15 protein-coding genes and 3 pseudogenes are annotated in these 18829 nt (G+C 33.5%); 5 read left to right on the plus strand and 13 right to left on the minus strand.

The annotated features are described in order from the left end of the window. Positions 1–80 precede the first annotated feature (80 nt). The 6 genes from I6L50_RS33750 to I6L50_RS33775 form a co-directional block, all read right to left on the minus strand. Positions 81–1220, minus strand: a complete 1140-nt coding sequence (locus I6L50_RS33750; protein WP_219304343.1) for a glycosyltransferase — start codon at positions 1218–1220, stop codon at positions 81–83. 720 nt (positions 1221–1940) lie between these two features. Next, entirely contained in the window at positions 1941–2729 is a 789-nt protein-coding gene (locus tag I6L50_RS33755; protein ID WP_219304345.1) for a YncE family protein, read from the minus strand. 142 nt (positions 2730–2871) lie between these two features. Continuing rightward, complete coding sequence (locus tag I6L50_RS33760) at positions 2872–3087, minus strand: alpha-helical endospore appendage domain-containing protein (protein WP_219304347.1); 216 nt, start codon at positions 3085–3087, stop codon at positions 2872–2874. 102 nt (positions 3088–3189) lie between these two features. After that, the gene (locus I6L50_RS35490; RefSeq protein WP_257475494.1) at positions 3190–3951 is read right to left on the minus strand and encodes an alpha-helical endospore appendage domain-containing protein; all 762 of its coding nucleotides are present in this window, start codon (positions 3949–3951) and stop codon (positions 3190–3192) included. 108 nt (positions 3952–4059) lie between these two features. Further along, positions 4060–5073: a glycosyltransferase gene (locus tag I6L50_RS33770; RefSeq protein ID WP_219304349.1), complete on the minus strand. Its 1014-nt coding sequence runs from the start codon at positions 5071–5073 to the stop codon at positions 4060–4062. 1297 nt (positions 5074–6370) lie between these two features. After that, the gene (locus tag I6L50_RS33775) at positions 6371–6823 is read right to left on the minus strand and encodes a hypothetical protein (protein WP_219304356.1); all 453 of its coding nucleotides are present in this window, start codon (positions 6821–6823) and stop codon (positions 6371–6373) included. A gap of 101 nt (positions 6824–6924) precedes the next feature. Here I6L50_RS33775 and I6L50_RS33780 point away from each other — a divergent pair, with 101 nt between their 5' ends. Then, the gene (locus I6L50_RS33780) at positions 6925–7290 is read left to right on the plus strand and encodes a hypothetical protein (protein WP_219304358.1); all 366 of its coding nucleotides are present in this window, start codon (positions 6925–6927) and stop codon (positions 7288–7290) included. 69 nt (positions 7291–7359) lie between these two features. Here the strand turns inward: I6L50_RS33780 and I6L50_RS36085 are convergent. Beyond that, positions 7360–7572, minus strand: a pseudogene (locus I6L50_RS36085) (alpha-helical endospore appendage domain-containing protein); the annotation flags it as partial. Positions 7573–8050: 478 nt separating this feature from the next. Here I6L50_RS36085 and tnpB point away from each other — a divergent pair. The 4 genes and pseudogenes from tnpB (at position 8051) to I6L50_RS33800 (ending at position 11436) form a co-directional block, all read left to right on the plus strand. Then, positions 8051–9154, plus strand: a pseudogene (gene tnpB, locus I6L50_RS33785) (IS200/IS605 family element RNA-guided endonuclease TnpB). Between the two features lie 325 nt (positions 9155–9479). Further along, the gene (gene tnpA / locus I6L50_RS33790) at positions 9480–9914 is read left to right on the plus strand and encodes an IS200/IS605 family transposase (RefSeq protein WP_219304360.1); all 435 of its coding nucleotides are present in this window, start codon (positions 9480–9482) and stop codon (positions 9912–9914) included. Further along, positions 9886–10965, plus strand: a complete 1080-nt coding sequence (locus tag I6L50_RS33795) for an RNA-guided endonuclease InsQ/TnpB family protein (RefSeq protein WP_219304362.1) — start codon at positions 9886–9888, stop codon at positions 10963–10965. Before tnpA ends, I6L50_RS33795 begins: the two co-directional genes overlap by 29 nt. A 270-nt stretch (positions 10966–11235) precedes the next feature. Next, entirely contained in the window at positions 11236–11436 is a 201-nt protein-coding gene (locus I6L50_RS33800; protein ID WP_219304364.1) for a hypothetical protein, read from the plus strand. A gap of 849 nt (positions 11437–12285) precedes the next feature. On the opposite strand, the pseudogene I6L50_RS35945 reads toward I6L50_RS33800, so the two are convergent. From I6L50_RS35945 to I6L50_RS33830, 6 genes and pseudogenes are all read right to left on the minus strand, one after another. After that, a pseudogene (locus I6L50_RS35945) lies at positions 12286–12670 on the minus strand (zinc ribbon domain-containing protein); the annotation flags it as partial. Between the two features lie 635 nt (positions 12671–13305). Continuing rightward, positions 13306–14418, minus strand: coding sequence for a glycosyltransferase (locus I6L50_RS33810; protein ID WP_219304366.1), 1113 nt, complete (start codon positions 14416–14418; stop codon positions 13306–13308). A 229-nt stretch (positions 14419–14647) separates the two neighbouring features. After that, complete coding sequence (locus I6L50_RS33815; RefSeq protein WP_219304735.1) at positions 14648–15697, minus strand: glycosyltransferase; 1050 nt, start codon at positions 15695–15697, stop codon at positions 14648–14650. A gap of 385 nt (positions 15698–16082) precedes the next feature. Next, positions 16083–16751, minus strand: coding sequence for a YncE family protein (locus I6L50_RS33820; RefSeq protein ID WP_219304368.1), 669 nt, complete (start codon positions 16749–16751; stop codon positions 16083–16085). 35 nt (positions 16752–16786) lie between these two features. Beyond that, the gene (locus tag I6L50_RS35755; RefSeq protein WP_219304372.1) at positions 16787–16936 is read right to left on the minus strand and encodes an alpha-helical endospore appendage domain-containing protein; all 150 of its coding nucleotides are present in this window, start codon (positions 16934–16936) and stop codon (positions 16787–16789) included. A 1037-nt stretch (positions 16937–17973) separates the two neighbouring features. After that, entirely contained in the window at positions 17974–18285 is a 312-nt protein-coding gene (locus I6L50_RS33830) for an alpha-helical endospore appendage domain-containing protein (protein WP_257209516.1), read from the minus strand. Positions 18286–18829: the final 544 nt, after the last annotated feature.

Consider the following 18829-nt stretch of genomic DNA (forward strand, 5'->3'; position numbering starts at 1 on the left):
AATGAAACAACCAAACATCTGTGTTCCTTTTTAGCCTAGCATCGTGTTTTTAATTTAAAAATAGTTCACACATATTTTATCTATATACTTTCTTGCGAGTAATTAACATCCCACTCTTCACTATCCGGGAGAATGACTCCCTGCTCATGTAACATTTCCTTTAAAACTCTCACATTATTTAATGTTTCATTGTCATCTGGTATACATTTAAGAACTTCTTTATTATGTTTATAGGAACTCCCATAATCACCTATTTTGTAATAGCACATACCTAATTGCTTGTGGGGCAACCATGTTTGATAAATAAACTGTTCGATATGATAATTTTGATTCAATTTTCCGTTTTCTATAGCAAGTAAATACCAAAAAATCGCTTGCTTAAATTGCTTTTGTTTTGTAAAATGTTCCCCCATTCGACAACAAAAAACTGGTTGTGGTATATCGTACTTAAAGGACTCTACTGTCAATTCAAGCTCTTTTTCCGGTTTCCCAACCTGAAAGTAACAGCATGCCAAGTTATGATACGTAAAAACCCTTAATTCCTTAGGGATATTTTTCGATTCTAAAAAAAGATTATGAAATTTAATTGCCTTTTCATACATTTTATTTACTTGTAATTCCCGTGCATAGTTAAAATAATCTTGTGATGCAAACCTTTTCTCACTTCTCTCAGCCTTCTCATAAATCTCAAGATTTCGCTTAGATGGACTATGGCCTTTAGTATGCGTTACTACAATATCGCTATTATAACAACGATATATTTCAGATGTATTCACATCCTCATGCACCATCCCACTCCATTTAAAACCTCTGCTTTTTTTCAATAATCTAAGCCTATGTGTACTTGTGACAACATTATTGTGTTTATCTAATAAGGTATGGTATACCATCGATACCGCGTCTATTGATTCATCTAAGTTTTGTTTTAATTCCAATAATTTTTTCTGCTCCTCTGGCAGAAGTATATCATCCGCATCTAGCCAGAATATATACTTCTGAGTTGCACATTCAAAAGCATAATTCCGCGCCTCCGCAAAATCATCAATCCACTCAAAGTCTAGAACATGAGATGTCCATCTTCGTGCAATTTCTTTCGTACGATCTGTAGACCCAGTGTCTACAATAATAATTTCATTTGGAATACCTTTTATTGACTGTAAACATTTCTCTAAGTTACTCTCCTCATTTTTTACAATCATACATAAACTAATTGTAACCATCCGCTACCTCCTCACGATCTTATTTTGGCCCTTTTTTCCATCCCCTTTAAGCCTAAGTCTTTTTACGATACTTTATTAAAATGCATCATCAAAATTATTCATGATACTATATTCAATACACTCCCTGAAAATGAGATTTCAGTTTATCCTCATTATTTATGAAGTTTCTTTGATAAAGTGACTAGATAGACGCGTTCTGCCTGAAAGTAATTTTGTCCATGATACTTCTGTAACTTATCATTCACATAGCCTGTACTCCCAGGTATGGTAACAACTTCTTTATCTAACCGTATATCATTATTGGCACCAGTAAATACAACCTATTTGGCAATTTGTGAACCCTAGCATACATCCCTGGACAGAAGTAACTAATAATACACTAGCTCTAACAGCTTATTAGTGTTTGTATGTTTATGCCTTTGGAACAAGCTTTTTATATAATGCTTAAATAGCCTTATAGTTTCGCGAAATATATAAAACACATTAAATACTTTTATCGAATTCTATAAAGTATGCAACTATAAAATGGCGGAATTAATTTATAATTCTTTAATACGTTCTATATAATAGTTATAAGTAGGATAGTTTTTTGATAGACAAAAATTATTTTTATTTATGAACTCAACTAGCAACACAAGGTAATAAAATATATGCACAAATTTTTGAGATATTTATTACACCCGCAACTTTTGTGCACATCATAAAAAACAACGCTTCCCTTTAGCTTGGGAATGTAGTATTTAAAATTGTAGTTTGATAAGGTCTATTTCCTGCAGGTATAGTATTAAGAAGCGTATTTGTTGCTCCATCAATTACCACAACACTACCAATGCCATCGCCAGTAGCTACATACACTCCTCTAGGAGGAGACGGAACTGTAACTGTCGCTATTACAGAATTTGAATTTGAAGTTGTATCAATAACAGAAACATTTGAACCACTAAAATTCGATACATATGCCCGATTCAAAACTGAATTTACAGCTACATCCGTTGGATTCACTCCCACTGGGATGGTAGCCGTGATTGAATTAGTCCCACCGTCAATAACAGAAACATTGTTACTGCCTACATTTGCTACATATACCAAGTTTGATACTGTATTTACGGCAATATTTAACGGACCCTCCCCAGAACCGTTAGGCCCCACGGCAAGGGGCGCAATAATTGTATTAGTCGTTAAATCAACAATTGCAACCCGGCTACTATCATTCTCCGCCACATAAAGTCTATTTCTCGCTGGATCTAAGGCAAGGGCCTCTACTTCTGTTCCAAGTATAATTGTTCCAATTATTCCATTAGTTGCCGTATCTATTATTGATACACTACCTAAAGCAAAGTTTGCTGCATAAAGTCTATTTCCACTATCATCTATTGCTGAACCTAATACAGTTCCCCCAGTTGGAATATTGATTAACAAGCTGTTTGTATCAGCATCAATCACAGCAACTCCGGTAGATATCGAAGCGTATACCCTATTACGACTTGGACTAGATACGATATCTCTCAAATTAGGAAATCCTGGTATCGTAGCAATACGAGCGACAGTTGTTTTATCAACAACAGAGATATCCGAACCAAAAGCATTAGAAATATAGATCCGTGGACCTGTTACTCCCGTACCTGTTCCCCCTGATGCGCTAATTAATCCACTAACAGTATTTAAATTTCGAATCCAAAAGTAATTCTTTTTTCATTGCCATATCAAGTGTATCTCGAACACTATTATTAATATTCAGAACATCCTGTAACAAAGCTCCCGGTCCTGTAATTCCGGGTAAAGTCCCCAATGCAAATTGTATTTTTTCTCCTTCTGCGTTTATAATATGCGCTAACCCTAGCTCTTCAAATGCGATGGAAGATAACAATAAATTTAATGCATCATCCCGCGTTAATGTAATATTCGGGGTTACATTGCCCCCCAAAAAAAACTAGTTTATAATTTTTTTATACACTATAATATGCAGTTATCAAGAAATACGTACTATATTTATAGCAGTAATATTATGATTTATTGTAACCGGACTTATATTACTTTGGGTAACACGCAATTCTAATATATGGCTCCCTGGTCCTGTTCTAAGAATAGCCTGATTACTATTCGTTAAAGTACTAGCAACAGTTTGAGTACCAGTTACTAGAGTTCCATCTAAATAGAAAGCTCCCCCTACAGTTTCTGTTACATTGCTTACTTGTAAAGAATACATAATAAGATAACTTTGATTTCCATTTAAAATTATTTCTCCATTATTTGAAGGATACATAATATCTGTTCCTTGAATTGACGTTGTATCAAAAAGAACAGAATTCCCTTGTGCAACATTACTATCTGTGCTTAATAAAAATTCAGCATTACTTTCTGATGCCACTGGGGCTGCTGAGCCTGTTGGACCTGTTGGACCTGTTGGACCTGTTGGACCTGAGGTACCATTTCCTTCTATGATATCAGAAATTTTATTTAGTTTAGATCCTAAAAGTAATTCCTTTTTCATAACGGTTTCTAACGTAGATTGAACACCCTTATTGACATTTAACACATCCTGTAATGTTGCATTAGAACCCGTCATCCCTGGTAAAGTCCCTAGTGCAAATTGAATTTTTTCCCCTTCGGCATTCACAATATGGGCTAAACCAAGTTCCTCAAATGCAATTGATGAAAGTAATAAATTAATTGCATCATCTCGAGTTAACGTGATGGTTGGCGTTATATTTGGTAAATTTGGTTGTGACATAATAATCTCCCATCCTTCTCTATAAAAATTTGCACACAATAAATTTATGCTACATATAAAATAAGTGAACTTAAATTTCAAAAAAATAATTAGACATTCTATTGATTTTTAAGATTCTTTGATTTTCTTTAAACATACATTTATATATTCTAAAGCTCTAAAACTGCCAACACCTTTTAAAATCAAATATTTAGGATTATTTTCACCTAAATTTAGACAGAGCTCAAAAGCTTTTAATGCTTCTGTATAATTTTTTAGTTGAAATAAAGATAATCCTTTATAATAGTATAAATCTACATAGTCAGGATATAATAATATAGCCTTTTCAATATTTGGGTAAATTTTCTCTATAAATCCAGCATCAAAATAAATGTTATATTTTAGCCTGTAAATTAACGACGGTGGTTTAACATTATTTTTTATAAACTTCAGAATAGTCATATTCAAAAAATATAGTGCCAAATTATAAAACTTCTCTCGATATAATTCGCTACCAATATGATAATCTATCCATGGGTTTGGATTTCTAATTTCTGCTATTAATAGTTCGGTATTTCTTTTATTTTTCTTTTTAAATTTAACGACTTTTTTTAAATAGCCAAAGTGATGTATGTTAATTTCAAAAATTTCAATATCGGATTCCAAAATTTTATTAGGTATACAAATAGTTTCGTGTATACGACCCTGGAAGTTTATCCCGATACCATTTTTAAATATACGTGTTTGATAAGAAAAGAAGATTTGATTATTATCAATCAGATCTTCTTCTCCTACATAATTTAAAATAGGGAGGCTAATAATAGTGGCTTGTGTTTTTTTTAACAATTTTTTTAGGCTAGCTGGTTTAATTTTTTCAATTACTTCATCTGCGTCTAAATAGAATATCCAATCTTTTGTCGCTTTTTCAATTCCAAAATTCCGTGCTTCGGCAAAATGATTATTCCAAGTTTTACAATACACATTCTTTGTGTATTTTTTACATATATTTATGGTATTATCAGAGGATCCTAAATCCACGATGATAATTTCATCCACTAAATGATAAACATGTTTTAAACATTCTTCGATACAATGTTCCTCATTTTTTACAATCATGCATAAAGAAATGGTTGGAAATGACATGTAGCAACCCTCCTCATTGAATACAGTTTAGAAAAACAGTTTTGTTTTCAACCATTCTCTTTAAAATGTACAACAGGATTCCTGACGAAAATTTTTTAAGTGCAACGGATTTATGAAAAAGATACATTGGAAATTTGTTATTCTTTCCTACAAGATTTATCTACGGCAAAGAAGCTGTTAACCGAGCCGTTGTTATTACTATCAACACACTAACTGTTTCGATAACTTGATTTGGATTTTGAATAATAGTTCAAAAGATACCACCCTAAATTTAGCATTATCTTCTTGTAGGCGAGGTTATGTAATGAGCTTCAGGGAAATCTCATAGTATCCATTTATCTAAATAGTCAGCATCTAACTTGTGAATAGATTTATTTACTGGTTTAGATGTCAGCTCTAAGAAGTGGCTTAAAAGATATCAACCAAATCAAATTAAACATCTCGATATTTCAAAATTTTACTCGTTTATTCAAAATTATTATTGGCATAAATGCCGCCTATATGTGTAACTCCACTCTATAATTTTTTTAACGGGGATAGAAAGCTTGCAATATATCAATACCATCGTTACAAGTAGAGAACCCTACTCGCATCAAATAATTTAGTTGAATATTTGATAAAGATAAAACCAATGCCATGCGAATCATCGATTTTAAAGTGAACACAATTTAACGGGGTATTACTACGTCTTACAAACTTTACGATACGAGAAAGCCCACGCAGGACTTTAGTCCGTCTTTAGACGTGGGATGAAAGCATCGTTTTTGCATAACAAAACATGATATACGTTATTCATAGTCATGCAAAAGACGTAAAAACATTGAGAACCAACAATCTGTACGGTATGGTCACAGTGCCGTAGCCCACGAACCTATATGTTTTGTTGTGGGAGTGGTAATGGCACACCGCATTCCTGCACGTCAGCGATACCAGAAATGGACTTCGCCTTTGGTAGCAAGAATCCCACTGACTGTTTGAAGCGGGAGATTCCCACCAACACCGATGTTACCCACCGGATAATCTTAGTAGGCTAAGTACGCAGTCTCTACGGTGAAAACATAAGTTTCTTGTATGCTAAGGCTTGATTTTCGCACCTTCGGCATGCGTGGGAGTAGAACGTTGAAGTTTTTACAATTGCAACGTTTTTCTGCAACTAACCTTACTGTACAAGTATATGATAGCGGATATGTTGGCTTATGCCCCATGCATCTCCCACCTAAAATGGGTATTTCACACCTTCACATTTTTGAGGACATTTTTTTTGGTCAGGAAACAATAAAAATGTAGTTTTTTATTTTTACATATTTGCTGAAAATATGGAAATATCTTTAGCAATCCAGGTCTGATTAGGAAAATTAATTTCTGTGTGTATTTTACTATGTATGTCTAATTCTAATATGTTATTTACAAATTTTTGAGCAAGCTTTTTATCTTTATTTTTAGGAAATGGGTGATTTTTTAAATGTTTTTTATATTTTTTTAAGCAAATTAATTCTTGCTTCGAAAAAAAAGGGAGGTGAGAGGATCCTTCAAAAATCAATTTACTATGAGAAAAATTAGTGTATATTTGATATAGTAAATATAAAGAATTTAATATGTTTTCTTCTGTGGTTTTTTTTTCTTGAATATTGCCCTCTCCACTTTTATCCATATAATCTATGAGAAATAATAAGAAAGTTTCTAAAAAATCTATAGATATTTTGGATGCGTTATGTTCAGCAAAATGTGATGGATACTGATAAATAACCATGTTGTTTATCTCCTTCTTTTAGTTTGTTTGTATTTTTTATAATTAGTCTGACTATCTTTAAAAAATTTTAAATAACACTCCATACACTGACAATCGTTACTATGCTTATCCCGACACTCTACACAGTAGCAATCATTATTACGTTTATTACAACACTCCATACACTGACAATCGTTACTATGTTTATCCCGACACTCTACACAGTAACAATCATTATTATGTTTATTACAACACTCCATACACTGACAATCGTTACTATGTTTATCCCGACACTCTACACAGCAACAATCATCATTATGTTTATTACAACACTCCATACACTGACAATCGTTACCATGTTTATCCCGACACTCTACACAGCAACAATCATCATTATGTTTATTACAACACTCCATACACTGACAATCGTTACCATGTTTATCCCGACACTCTACACAGCAACAATTATCATTATGTTCTGGGTTTGAACGCGCTTTTAAACGTAGTACATCTTCTAATTTAAAATGTAATAGCATTTGATTTTTTGCAATATTTCGTAAAGTTTCATTTATGCTGTTATTAATATGCATATAATCTTTGAAATTTGTAGGGCATGTAGAAAGAAAGTGTTGTAATTTTTCTCCCTCAGCATTTAATATGTGGGATAATCCAATTTCTTCTAAAGCTATGGAGGCAAGTAATAAATTTAAAGTTTCGTGATGATTTAATGAAATTATCGGTGTTACATTTGGAACATTAGGTAAAGACATTAGATCCCCTCTTTTCTAAAGAAATGTTGTAGTCTTTTTATCTTATTATTAAATTTTTTTTGTAATGTAATTTTGAATACTTTTTTATAAAGTATTGTGGGATAAATCAAAGTAAAGAATACTGGTATAAATTTATTATATATTATATTTTTAAAGGTATAATTTATGCTACAAATCTTCCCTCTAAAGATAAGATGAACTCCCAGGGTTCTGTTGCGAAATTTTTACAGACAGAAAATCAGGGTGGAGTATAGCTGGATTCTATGGAATTGCGAATAATTGCTATAATTTATCATTTTAGCCAAGAAGACTCCTTCCTCAAGGAACGTGAATTGAGTAGGTGGGAGATGAATTGGCTTCGGACAAGGGATGGCAGGAAACCATCTTTATTGTTCGATATACATAAAGTGTTCCTTCACTATCTATCGAATGTATGTTTGTTGTATAATAGACACATGCCGAAATGGAGGTGAAAGGAATGATGATTCATAAAGCATATAAATTTCGTATCTATCCAAATCAAGCACAAGCAATTCTAATCAACAAAACGATTGGTTGTTCTCGTTTTTCCTTATGGGATCGTGCATACAAAGAGACAGGAAAAGGCTTAACCTATGGTACATGCTCTGCCAAACTTCCTGCCATGAAGAAAGAGTTTGTTTGGCTCAAAGAAGTGGATAGTATTGCGATTCAGTCATCTGTTCGCAACCTTGCGGATGCGTATACACGCTTTTTCAAAAAATAAACGAGTGCCCCGCGTTTCAAATCTAAGAAAAACAACGTACAATCATACACTACAAAACAAACAAATGAAAACATTGCCATTGTAGGAAAAAAGATAAAATTGCCGAAACTAGGTCTTGTTCGATTTGCCAAAAGTCGTGAGGTAAAGGGACGTATTATACATGCTACAGTTAGACGGAACCCTTCTGGCAGATACTTTGTGTCCTTGTTAGTTGAAACAGAAGTGCAAGAACTTCCGAAAACACAATCTTCCAGTGGAATGGATGTGGGACTAAAAGATTTCGCCATTTTGTCAGATGGAACAACCTATAAAAATCCGAAGTTTTTTCGGTCATTAGAAGAGAAGTTGGCGAAAGCACAGCGTGTTCTTTCTAGAAGAACAAAAGGATCTTCTCGCTGGAATAAACAACGAAGTAAGGTAGCTAGAATTCATGAATACATGGCAAATGCTAGAAAAGATTACTTGGACAAAATCTCAACTGAAATCATCAAAAACCACGATGTTATTGGTATAGAGGATTTGCAAGTATCGAATATGTTAAAGAATCATCAGTTAGCAAAAGCAATTAGTGAGATATCATGGTCACAGTTTCGAACCATGTTGGAATATACAGCAAAATGGTACGGCAAACAAGTCATTGTCGTATCGAAAACATTTGCTTCCAGCCAATTATGTTCTTGTTGCGGCTATCAAAATAAAGACGTTAAAAATCTAAACTTACGTAAATGGGAGTGCCCTTCTTGTGGTACGCATCATGATAGGGATAGTAACGCAAGTATCAATTTGAAAAATGAAGCGATAAGGCTTCTAACCGCAGGGACTGCGGAAATAGCCTAATAAATTAGAGTTCGATAGAACTCTTTACTTAGGAATCCCCCACTTTCACTTCTAAACGAAGTGAAAGTGGGGGTAGTTCAAAGGGCACTTTAATTGAGAAAAAACAGTGTTCGTTGTTTTTATCTATTTTGAAATGTTGTACATTACAGCCCTTCCCGAACGAGAAAGCCCATCGCCTTTAGGCATGGGATGAAAGTGAGGTTGGATACGGAGTGCCACTAAACAACCGAAAGGTTTGTGGCACTTTAGTTATCCAAAGTGTGTGTATCCTTTATTTTTGACCTTTCGTTTTGCAGTTTTATAATCAAACTGATACATTGTAAGTATGATAAATGATTATAGAAAAACCAAAACAACAGTTTCATTAATTAACTACCATTTTGTGTTTTGCCCACGATACAGAAGAAAGATTTTTCTTAATACAAAAGTAGAAGAACATTTCAAAGCATTGGTTCAAGAGCTATGTAACGAACTAGATATTGTTATTATTGCAATGGCATGTGACAAAGACCATGTTCATTTGTTCTTAAATGCACTACCAACACTTCGCCCTTCTGATATTATGGCGAAAATTAAAGGAGTGACGTCGAAGCGTTTAAGAGCAGAGTTTTCTCATCTCGCGCATTTGCCAAGTCTGTGGACACGTTCCTATTTTATTTCTATTGCTGGGAATGTATCAAGTCAAACAATACAACATTATGTTGAAAGTCAAAAAACGAGGGGTGAAACTTGTGACACAAACCATCACGGTCAAAGTTAAATTGCTTCCGACAAAAGAACAACTTAGGCTATTGGAACAAAGTAGTTCCGATTATATTAAACTCATTAATACACTGGTATCAGAAATGGTTGAAGCGAAGAAAAGCATGAAGAAAAGCACAAAGGCTATTGAAGCCAATCTTCCAAGTGCGGTTAAAAATCAAGCGATTAAAGATGCGAAAAGTTTATTTTCTACAAAAGTACAAAAGAGTAAATACAAAATTGTTCCCATTCTAAAAAGACCTGTTTGTGTGTGGAATAACCAAAATTATTCATTTGATTTCTCGCACATTTCAATGCCCTTTATGGTAAATGGAAGGTCAACTCGGTTAAAGGTTCGTGCTTTATTAACCGACAAATATAATCGCAATTTTGAATTGTTGAAACACAAGTTAGGTACACTTCGTATCACAAAGAAATCTGCTAAATGGATCGCTCAAATATCTGTCACAATCCCTACAAACGAAAAAATGGGAACAAAGATTTTAGGAGTGGACTTAGGTCTCAAAGTTCCTGCGGTAGCCATCACAAACGATGATAAGGTTCATTTCTTCGGAAACGGTAGACAAAACAAATATATAAAACGTAAGTTTCGTAGTATTCGCAAGAAGTTAGGAGAAGCTAAGAAATTGAATGCCCTTCGGCAACTTGATAATAAAGAACAAAGATGGATGCAAGACCAAGACCACAAAGTGAGTCGTGAAATCGTTGATTTCGCAACGAATAATAATATCTCTGTCATTCGATTGGAGCAACTAACGAACATTAGACAGACGGCACGAACAAGCCGTAAAAACGAAAAAAATCTACACACTTGGTCATTCTTTCGTCTAGCACAATTCATTGAGTACAAAGCGAATTTAGTTGGTATAAAGACCGAATATGTGAATCCTTCTTATACAAGTCAAACATGTCCGAAGTGTTTTGAAAAGAACAAAGCACAAGATAGAAAATATAAGTGTCAATGTAGATTTGAGAAGCATCGTGATATCGTTGGGGCGATGAACATTCGCTACGCAACTGTGGTTGATGGTAATAGTCAACCAGCCTAAGAACCTATATGGTCTGTCTTAGGAGGGGTGATGGCACACCCTCATCTTGAAGGCTGTTCAAAACAGAAATGAACTGCGAACGGTTAGTCATTCAAGAATCCCATCCGTTACACCGTAAGGTGTAGGACTTGCGGCTTTAGCCGTGGGAGTGTCAAATGTGATATTTATTTTTATAATAATTGATTCAGTATATACATAGAATATTACTAAATTGATTAACAGTTTTTTTAATAATGTTTAATAAATTATTCTTCCAGAGGAGGAGAGGATTTGGAAAGAAATGTTGATGCTATAAGAGAAGCTATTATTAAACAAATAGAAAAAGATATAAGTGATGGTGGAATAAAAAGATATTATCAGACTGTGTGTCCATTATGTCAAGGAGAAATTAATATTATTTTGCAAGACCAATCCCAAAATAAATGTTCACTATGTAATCAAATAATCACTTTACATATAGAGTTTGATTAGATTGTTTGTTGATTAATGCAATGTTTCAATGTTGATAATACTATTGTACTTTTTATATTCTATTGACTGTATTGCAACACTAAAATAAAAATGCAATATTACGAATTAGGTAAACTAGCTGAACATGTAGGAGATGACAATTTTAATCATACCGACAGGGCTGCTCTAACTCTCTATCTTTTAAGTTACTAAGCTGTTGTTCAATTCCCCCTTGGTTTTCCCGAAATTATGTTTACAAAATGAGATAATGTGCGATGATGTAAATTTTTGTTTTATTCCCCATTACATGGATTAATTAAATTCACCGAAAAAACAGCCAATGTTTCTACAATTCCATAAATGTGTTGACTATTATGGGCAGTGTCACAACGGAAAACAAAACATTTGGTTCCTGTATATCTCGACGTAATACAGGAACCACCTTTCTATTCTACACGTTCGCTGTCGTAAATGCATACGACAGTACAATATCTTACGATTTAGAACAGATATAAGCTTTATATCCACCATACATAATGAGTAGATTTTCTCCATCATCTTGAAAGTCATACAAAGGCTCCCCTGTAAGGTAATATTTAATTAATACTCAAAGGATTAGCTCCAAATTCATCTCATATAAGATTTGCTCGTGAGTAAAGAAATTGCCTTTTTCATGAAACTAAGTACCTACACTCGAAAACGCGGAAATATGAAGAACAAAAGAAAGGCCACAAGATACGTTAAAACAAGTGGTACTGATGTACAGAAAAAACCTTTAAATAAAGCCTTTTTACAGATTGTTGAACGACCTGCAACACCGGAATGCATCCAATGGTTAACTGTCTACATAATTAATTGGGCTCTAATTGATTACGCTATCTCCTTATTCCTTGTAGTTAGAAGCTTTATCGCTTTATTCCTTATGACTACCCTTATCATGATGTATATAACAAGAAGAATAATCCCATTTACGTAGGTTTAGATTTTCAACATCTTTGCTTTGATACCCGCAACAAGAACATAATTGACTGGAATAAAATGTGTCCGATACGACAATGACTTGTTTGCCGTACCATTTTGCTTTAGTTCGAAACTGTGACCATGATACCTTACTAATCGCTTTTGCTAACTTATGATTCTTTAACGTATTCGATACTTGCAAATCCTCTATACCAATCACATCGTGGCTTTTGATGATTCCAGTTGAGAGTTTGTCCAAGTCATCTTTTCTAACATTCTTCATGTATTCATAAATTATTTCTAGGAGATTCCCCAAAAAGAATCCGTCTGTCTAATCTAGAGCACTGGTTTTGAAAAAGCGTGTACCATATGTCAAACCTTCTCCTGTTTCTTTGTATGCGTGATTTCATAGAGATAGAAAATCATAGAATATAAAACGAGAAGAGTCAATCATTTTGTTGATTAGAGTTGTCCTGTGCTTGATAGGGATAAATACGAAATTGATATTCTTTATGAATCATTACAAGTTTCATCTCTATTTCGATATAAGGTCACTATATACCGAACATATATTCAAAAGGTAATAAAGTGTTACTGGACTGTCAGGATCACTTTACTCCCCACCTACTGAACTATATCCCTTCTCGTTCCTTGAAAAAGAAGTTTTCTTGGCTAAAATGATAAATATATGATTATAGAATTTTTTATTCCTAAATCGAATCACTTTTTTAAATTAGCATACTATCTCTAAAAGATTGACCACACTATAGAAAAAACCTCGGTTATTTCCCTTTTTCGTTCAAGTAAAAAATCCTACAATCAAATCAGCCATGATAAAGTAGCAATTGACCGGATTGAGCTTTGAAATTAACATCTCTTCCTATCTAATTTATTTTTATAAACCTAGATTAGCATACTTATTTAAAGGATTCATTGCTTTTGTAAGGCCATGTAATTATCTAAATTTATTTTGGACATAATTGTAGTCCCCTTTGGTGCTACAATCTGCGAGATAGATTGTAGCACAGCCTTCAATTGCCCCAGCTCAATTGACTGTGACAATAGGATAATATGAAAAAATTTTTCATGAAATACTTCATGTAACTTGTCATATTGAATACAATAAGTAGGAGCTATCTTATTAGCTATAGCAACAGCATTTTGATTTTTTTCCACACCAAATATTGAAGCTGTTGGATAACGTACTTTCATTTCTAATAACGTCGCACCACAACCGGCCCCAACATGAAGAATATTTACTTTGTCTTCCATACATTGATCTGCGAATTCTAGTAAATCATAATAAATATATAAACTTTCTGAAGTAAATCCCCATTTCCTATAGAACTTCTCATTATTTCCATTTAAAGTTAATGAGAAATTAATTACATCTGCTTTCCACGAAACACTTCCGTAATGATGAATAAACGTATCTCTACATAAATATAATTTGTAGCCTTTTTCAAACATTCGTAATGATAGATCATCATCTTCATAGTTTCCTGGTGTAAATTGTTCATCCAATAATCCAATTTCATCTAAAACTGTTTTTTTGATAAGTATACAAAAACCTATTAGTTTCATACGCTCTTCCCATTTAGTTTCATCACTTTGGTTATATAGACTTGCAAATTCTTGCATCTCTTGAATATCCTTGTAAGAAGTAGGAATAGTACTATAATAAGAGGCATTATTAGTTACAGGCCCTACAGCCGCAGTATTTTCTTTTGCGTATAAACATTTCAGCAAGTTCGTTAGCCATTGTTCCGTTACAACCACATCGTTATTCAATAATAAAATATTCTCACCCTTTGCTTTTCTAATTCCTTGATTACATCCTCTAGGAAAACCCCTATTCTCTTCATTTTTCACAAGCTTAATATCAGGCTGCATTTCTAGCCATTCTACAGTACCATCTATTGATGCATTATCCACTACAATTAATTCATAATCCTCTTGTACTGTATATTTTCTAATACTATGGATACATTCTTTAGTGTACTGTAATTGATTATGGGTTAATATAATTATACTTGTTAACATAAACATTCTCCTCTCAACACCCAAGATAATACCATCTTGCAATGAACCACCCGCAACTGCTACATACTTTTGTGGAAAGAAACAATAGGTCTAGTTGAACAAGACCTTTTCCTTGTTCATTTAGTTTATAAAGCTAAGAAAGAAGTGAACATACCCCATCTATCGTTGGGCTATCGACTTGCACAAACTTGAGGAAAGAAAATTCTTTAAATAATTTATCATTAAAAAACTATTTTTTTAATAAATCATCTAAATATTCCCTGTTATATTTAATACTGGGATGATTAGGAAGGAATTGTGCAGCCTGTTCATTATGATAAATTGCTTTTTCATATTCTTTTATACGATCATAACAAATACACAATTGAATGTGCGGCAACCACGTATAACACGCTTCGAAAATGAATGGAGAATCTTTTGGCTTTGATCCTTCAATTGCTGAAAGATACCAATAAATAGCTTTCGAGTACTCATCTTGTTGTAAAAACAGATACCCTAAATGGCAACAAATCTCCGCTCTAGGTGTATCATACATAAATGAATACAAGCAAGAATAAATAGACTCTTTCCACTTACCTAATCCTAAATAACATTCAGCTCTTTTCAAGCAAGCTTGAATATTATCTTCAAACCATCCTTCTCCCCCGTCTAAAAATTTTGAATACCACTTAATTGCTACATCATATAATTGATGATCCTTACATTCATTTGCAAAATAATATACATCCCGAGGATTTAATATTTTTCCATCCGCCAGATGTTTTTCATATATTTTTAAATTACGGTCAGTATGCCCTTTTTCTTTTTTATGTGTAACACCTATGTCACTGTTTATCAAATTTCCATATACGGCTAAATATTCATGAACAAAACCCTTCCATTGAAAATCCCTTTTTTTCTTTACTAATCGATACCTCCTCAGCTGATATGTAGGATTCCCTTCTGCATCAAAATTCAAATAATATTTCATAGAAACCGCATCAATACTATCCTCTAATGTACGCTTTAATTGGAGAAATTTCTTTTTATCTTCCTCTGCTATTACGTCGTCTGCATCAAGCCAGAGGATATACTTTTTAGTGGCCTTAGAAAACGCAAAATTTCGTGCTGCTGAAAAATCATCAATCCATTTAAAATCATAAATTTTCGCCTTGTATCTTGTTACAATTTTTTTTGTGGCATCTGTTGAACCAGTATCTACAATAATAATTTCATCAACTATATCTTCAACAGAATCCAAACACCTGGAAATAGTTTGTTCTTCATTTTTTACAATCATACATAAACTGATTGTGATCATATGTTTTTCACCTACCTAATGTATTTCAAATACATCTGTACAGAAATTTATTTCAACGTCCCCTCTTATCATTTCATTGTATGCAAAAAACTTTAAGTGTAGCACGACACCTAAAGTTTTTATTTATTTCCGGTATGTTCTTCTTTAGCTTGGAAATGTAGAGTTCAAAACTGGTTTCGTATTTAATACCGATCCTACCGGGATATTATTAATTAACGTGTTATTTAATCCGTCAATAACGACCGCACTACTTGATTCTTGTATGGCTACATAAGCATCGTCCGTTGCTATAATTACACCAAACGGAGATATAGATCCATCAATAACGGTATATTAAAATTGGTTACATACACCTTATGGTTAGCTAAATTAATCGCAAAATAACATGATTACCTACATCAATATTCAATTGATCTTCACCAGAAAATAAATTCGGAACAGCAATCGTACTAAAGCTATTGGTAGTTAAATTATAAACACCCACTAAATTATTATCATTTCCTACTATATAAAGAGAGTTATTAGCCGTATTCAAAACTATTCCTTCTCCTTGAACACCAAGAGCCCCGAGAGTTTGGATTACTGTCTTAGTCATTGTATTTATTACTGAAACATTTTGAGTATTATGGTTAGCTACATATAACCTATTCAATGTATTGTCTATCACTGCACCTATTGGAAATTCCCCAACTTGAATAGTAATTAATATTGAATTAATATCAGCATCAATAGCACTAACTGACGCATTTCTTGAATTCACCACATATACATTATTAAAAATTGGACTAGAAGCCATCCCCCTTGGATTTATAAATCCAGATATTGTAGCAATTCGAGAAAAAGTTGCAACATCAACCACCGAGACAGATCCATTTCCATCATTATCTATATATACCCGTGGGATTGATAGACCAACCGTACTATCAATCAAATCCGATACAACGTTTAATTTAGATCCAAGTAAAAGTTCCTTTTTCATTGCCATATTAAGTGTATCTTGAACACTGCTATTAATATTAAGAACATCTTGCAACGAAGCTCCAGGTCCCGTTATTCCTGGTAAGGTCCCTAAGGCAAATTAAAATTTTCTCCCTCCGCATTTATTATATGTGCTAATCCTAGCTCTTCAAATGCGATGGAAGATAACAAAAGATTTAATGCATCATCACGTGTTAGCGTAATATTAGGTGTTGCATTTGGTAAATTAGACTGTGACAATTCACAGTCCCTCCACCTATCGAGTGTTTATTCGTAAACCTCGATGTTTGCTAAAATCACCGCTTCAATTATAGAATTTTTTCATGTTTTTAACTACTTTCACCAAGTTCACTCATACAATATACTCATTTAGTATCACCCATGCTTATATGTATACCTATAAATCAAGAAATAAATTATGCACTATTTTACCTCTATGCAAGATACAAACAAGAAAATCCCCCTCTTATCTGTAAAAAGTTATTCCTAAAGTGAATGAGGGAATTTCATACAAATTTCCCCACAAAAACTTGCTCTTTTCCTTCATAAAAAAGGGAGAAAACATTTGAAGAACCTCAAGGAAATAGCCAAATCTATTCAAGGGATTCTATTAACCTTCTACTTGGCACTTTCATCCGAATTATACATACTTATCAAACTAAAACTAAAGAGATTAAAAAAGGAATAGAAAGTTTAAAGTCATCATTTTCTCAGACACTTGAAAATATTCTAGGTATCGGACCTGTATTCGCAGCGGGTATTATCACCAAGATTGACTAAATTAAAAAATTTCAGGATGAAACCAAGATAGTCAAATACGCAGGACTATCTTGGAAAAAGTATTAATTAGGGCAATGTACTGCAGAAAACACATCCTTATCACGAGCAAGAAATTAATCTTTACGTAATTTGCTTAGTTTTGAAGCCGCCACCTATGTAAGGCCTCATATCCCTGAATAGGGTGATTACTTCACAAAAACCAAATTTACGTGTTTGAAAAGAGCACTGATAGATAATGTCTACTAACATTATCCCTTTTTTTGAAATTCCATTAACTCACATGGGATTAATAGCCTAGTTTCATATTGATTTTTTTAAGTAGCACTGGTTCATTGAACTCTTGAATCTTCAAAAACGGTACTTGATATTATACATCATAGATTTGATTATCCACATGCACTTAACTACAATTCATTGAGTACGTTGATGTGCAATCCCCAAAAGAGGATTATCTCCGCCGGGATGATTCAAACCACACTTCCCCTTAAATATCCCCATCATGGTCCTGTTATTCCTATAATATCAATTACGCTTTTTAATTTTGTTTGAAGAAGTAGCTCTTTTTTCATAACAGTATCTAACGTATCATTCACTGCCTTATTAATGTTTAAGATATCAGTTATTGTAGCTCCAGGTCCTGTTATCCCTGGCAACGTCCCTAAGGCAAACTGAATTTTCTCCCCTTCAGCATTAACAATGTGTGCCAACCCTAATTCTTCAAATGCGATGGAAGATAAAAGTAAATTAATAGCATCATCACGTGTTAATGTAATATTCGGCGTTATATTTGGTATATTAGGTTGAGACAAATTCATCATTCCCTTCAATTTAATTCATCTTGCATATAAGTACTTTATGATATAAAGCAAGTCCATCATTCCTTTTTTCTTTCACTTCGTAATATTATCCCTTCTAATCTATCCAAATTCTAAATTGAGATAACCACAGTTCGTAGATACCACCAGTTATTATGAAAGCTTCTATCAGTGAAATATTTGGGGATAACTTGAAATTTTCTATAAATCTATTCAGTGAATGATTATTTATCGTTTCTGACAGAAGACTCCTTCCTCAAAAATGTGAAGGTGGAAAACAACAATTTTAGGTGGGAAATGAATGTCGGTTGGCATAAGTCAACATGTTTGCTATCCTTTACTTGTACAGATTGCTCTTCGAAAACTGAAGATACGAGGTTGGTTGCAGAAAAACGTTGAACCGTAAAATCTTCAACGTTCTATCACCCCACACTTGCCGAAGTTGCGAAAACTAAGCTAAAAGTAGGGAGTGTGGTGAGGCAACGTACAAGATACTTATGTTATCACCGTAGGGACTACGGGTAGAGCCTGCTAAAAT

Origin of the sequence: Bacillus sp. FDAARGOS_1420 (assembly GCF_019344915.1) — a bacterium.
In the GTDB taxonomy this organism is placed as follows: domain Bacteria; phylum Bacillota; class Bacilli; order Bacillales; family Bacillaceae_G; genus Bacillus_A; species Bacillus_A mycoides.

Excerpts from the sequence above, each read along its gene's own strand:
- I6L50_RS33775 (WP_219304356.1), bottom strand. The coding sequence starts at position 6,823 with ATGGTTATTTATCAGTATCCATCACATTTTGCTGAACATAACGCATCC.
- I6L50_RS33750 (WP_219304343.1), bottom strand. The coding sequence starts at position 1,220 with ATGGTTACAATTAGTTTATGTATGATTGTAAAAAATGAGGAGAGTAAC.
- I6L50_RS35490 (WP_257475494.1), bottom strand. The coding sequence starts at position 3,951 with ATGTCACAACCAAATTTACCAAATATAACGCCAACCATCACGTTAACT.
- I6L50_RS33810 (WP_219304366.1), bottom strand. The coding sequence starts at position 14,418 with ATGTTAACAAGTATAATTATATTAACCCATAATCAATTACAGTACACT.
- tnpA (WP_219304360.1), top strand. The coding sequence starts at position 9,480 with ATGATAAATGATTATAGAAAAACCAAAACAACAGTTTCATTAATTAAC.
- I6L50_RS33815 (WP_219304735.1), bottom strand. The coding sequence starts at position 15,697 with ATGATTGTAAAAAATGAAGAACAAACTATTTCCAGGTGTTTGGATTCT.
- I6L50_RS33780 (WP_219304358.1), top strand. The coding sequence starts at position 6,925 with ATGCTTATCCCGACACTCTACACAGTAGCAATCATTATTACGTTTATT.
- I6L50_RS33770 (WP_219304349.1), bottom strand. The coding sequence starts at position 5,073 with ATGTCATTTCCAACCATTTCTTTATGCATGATTGTAAAAAATGAGGAA.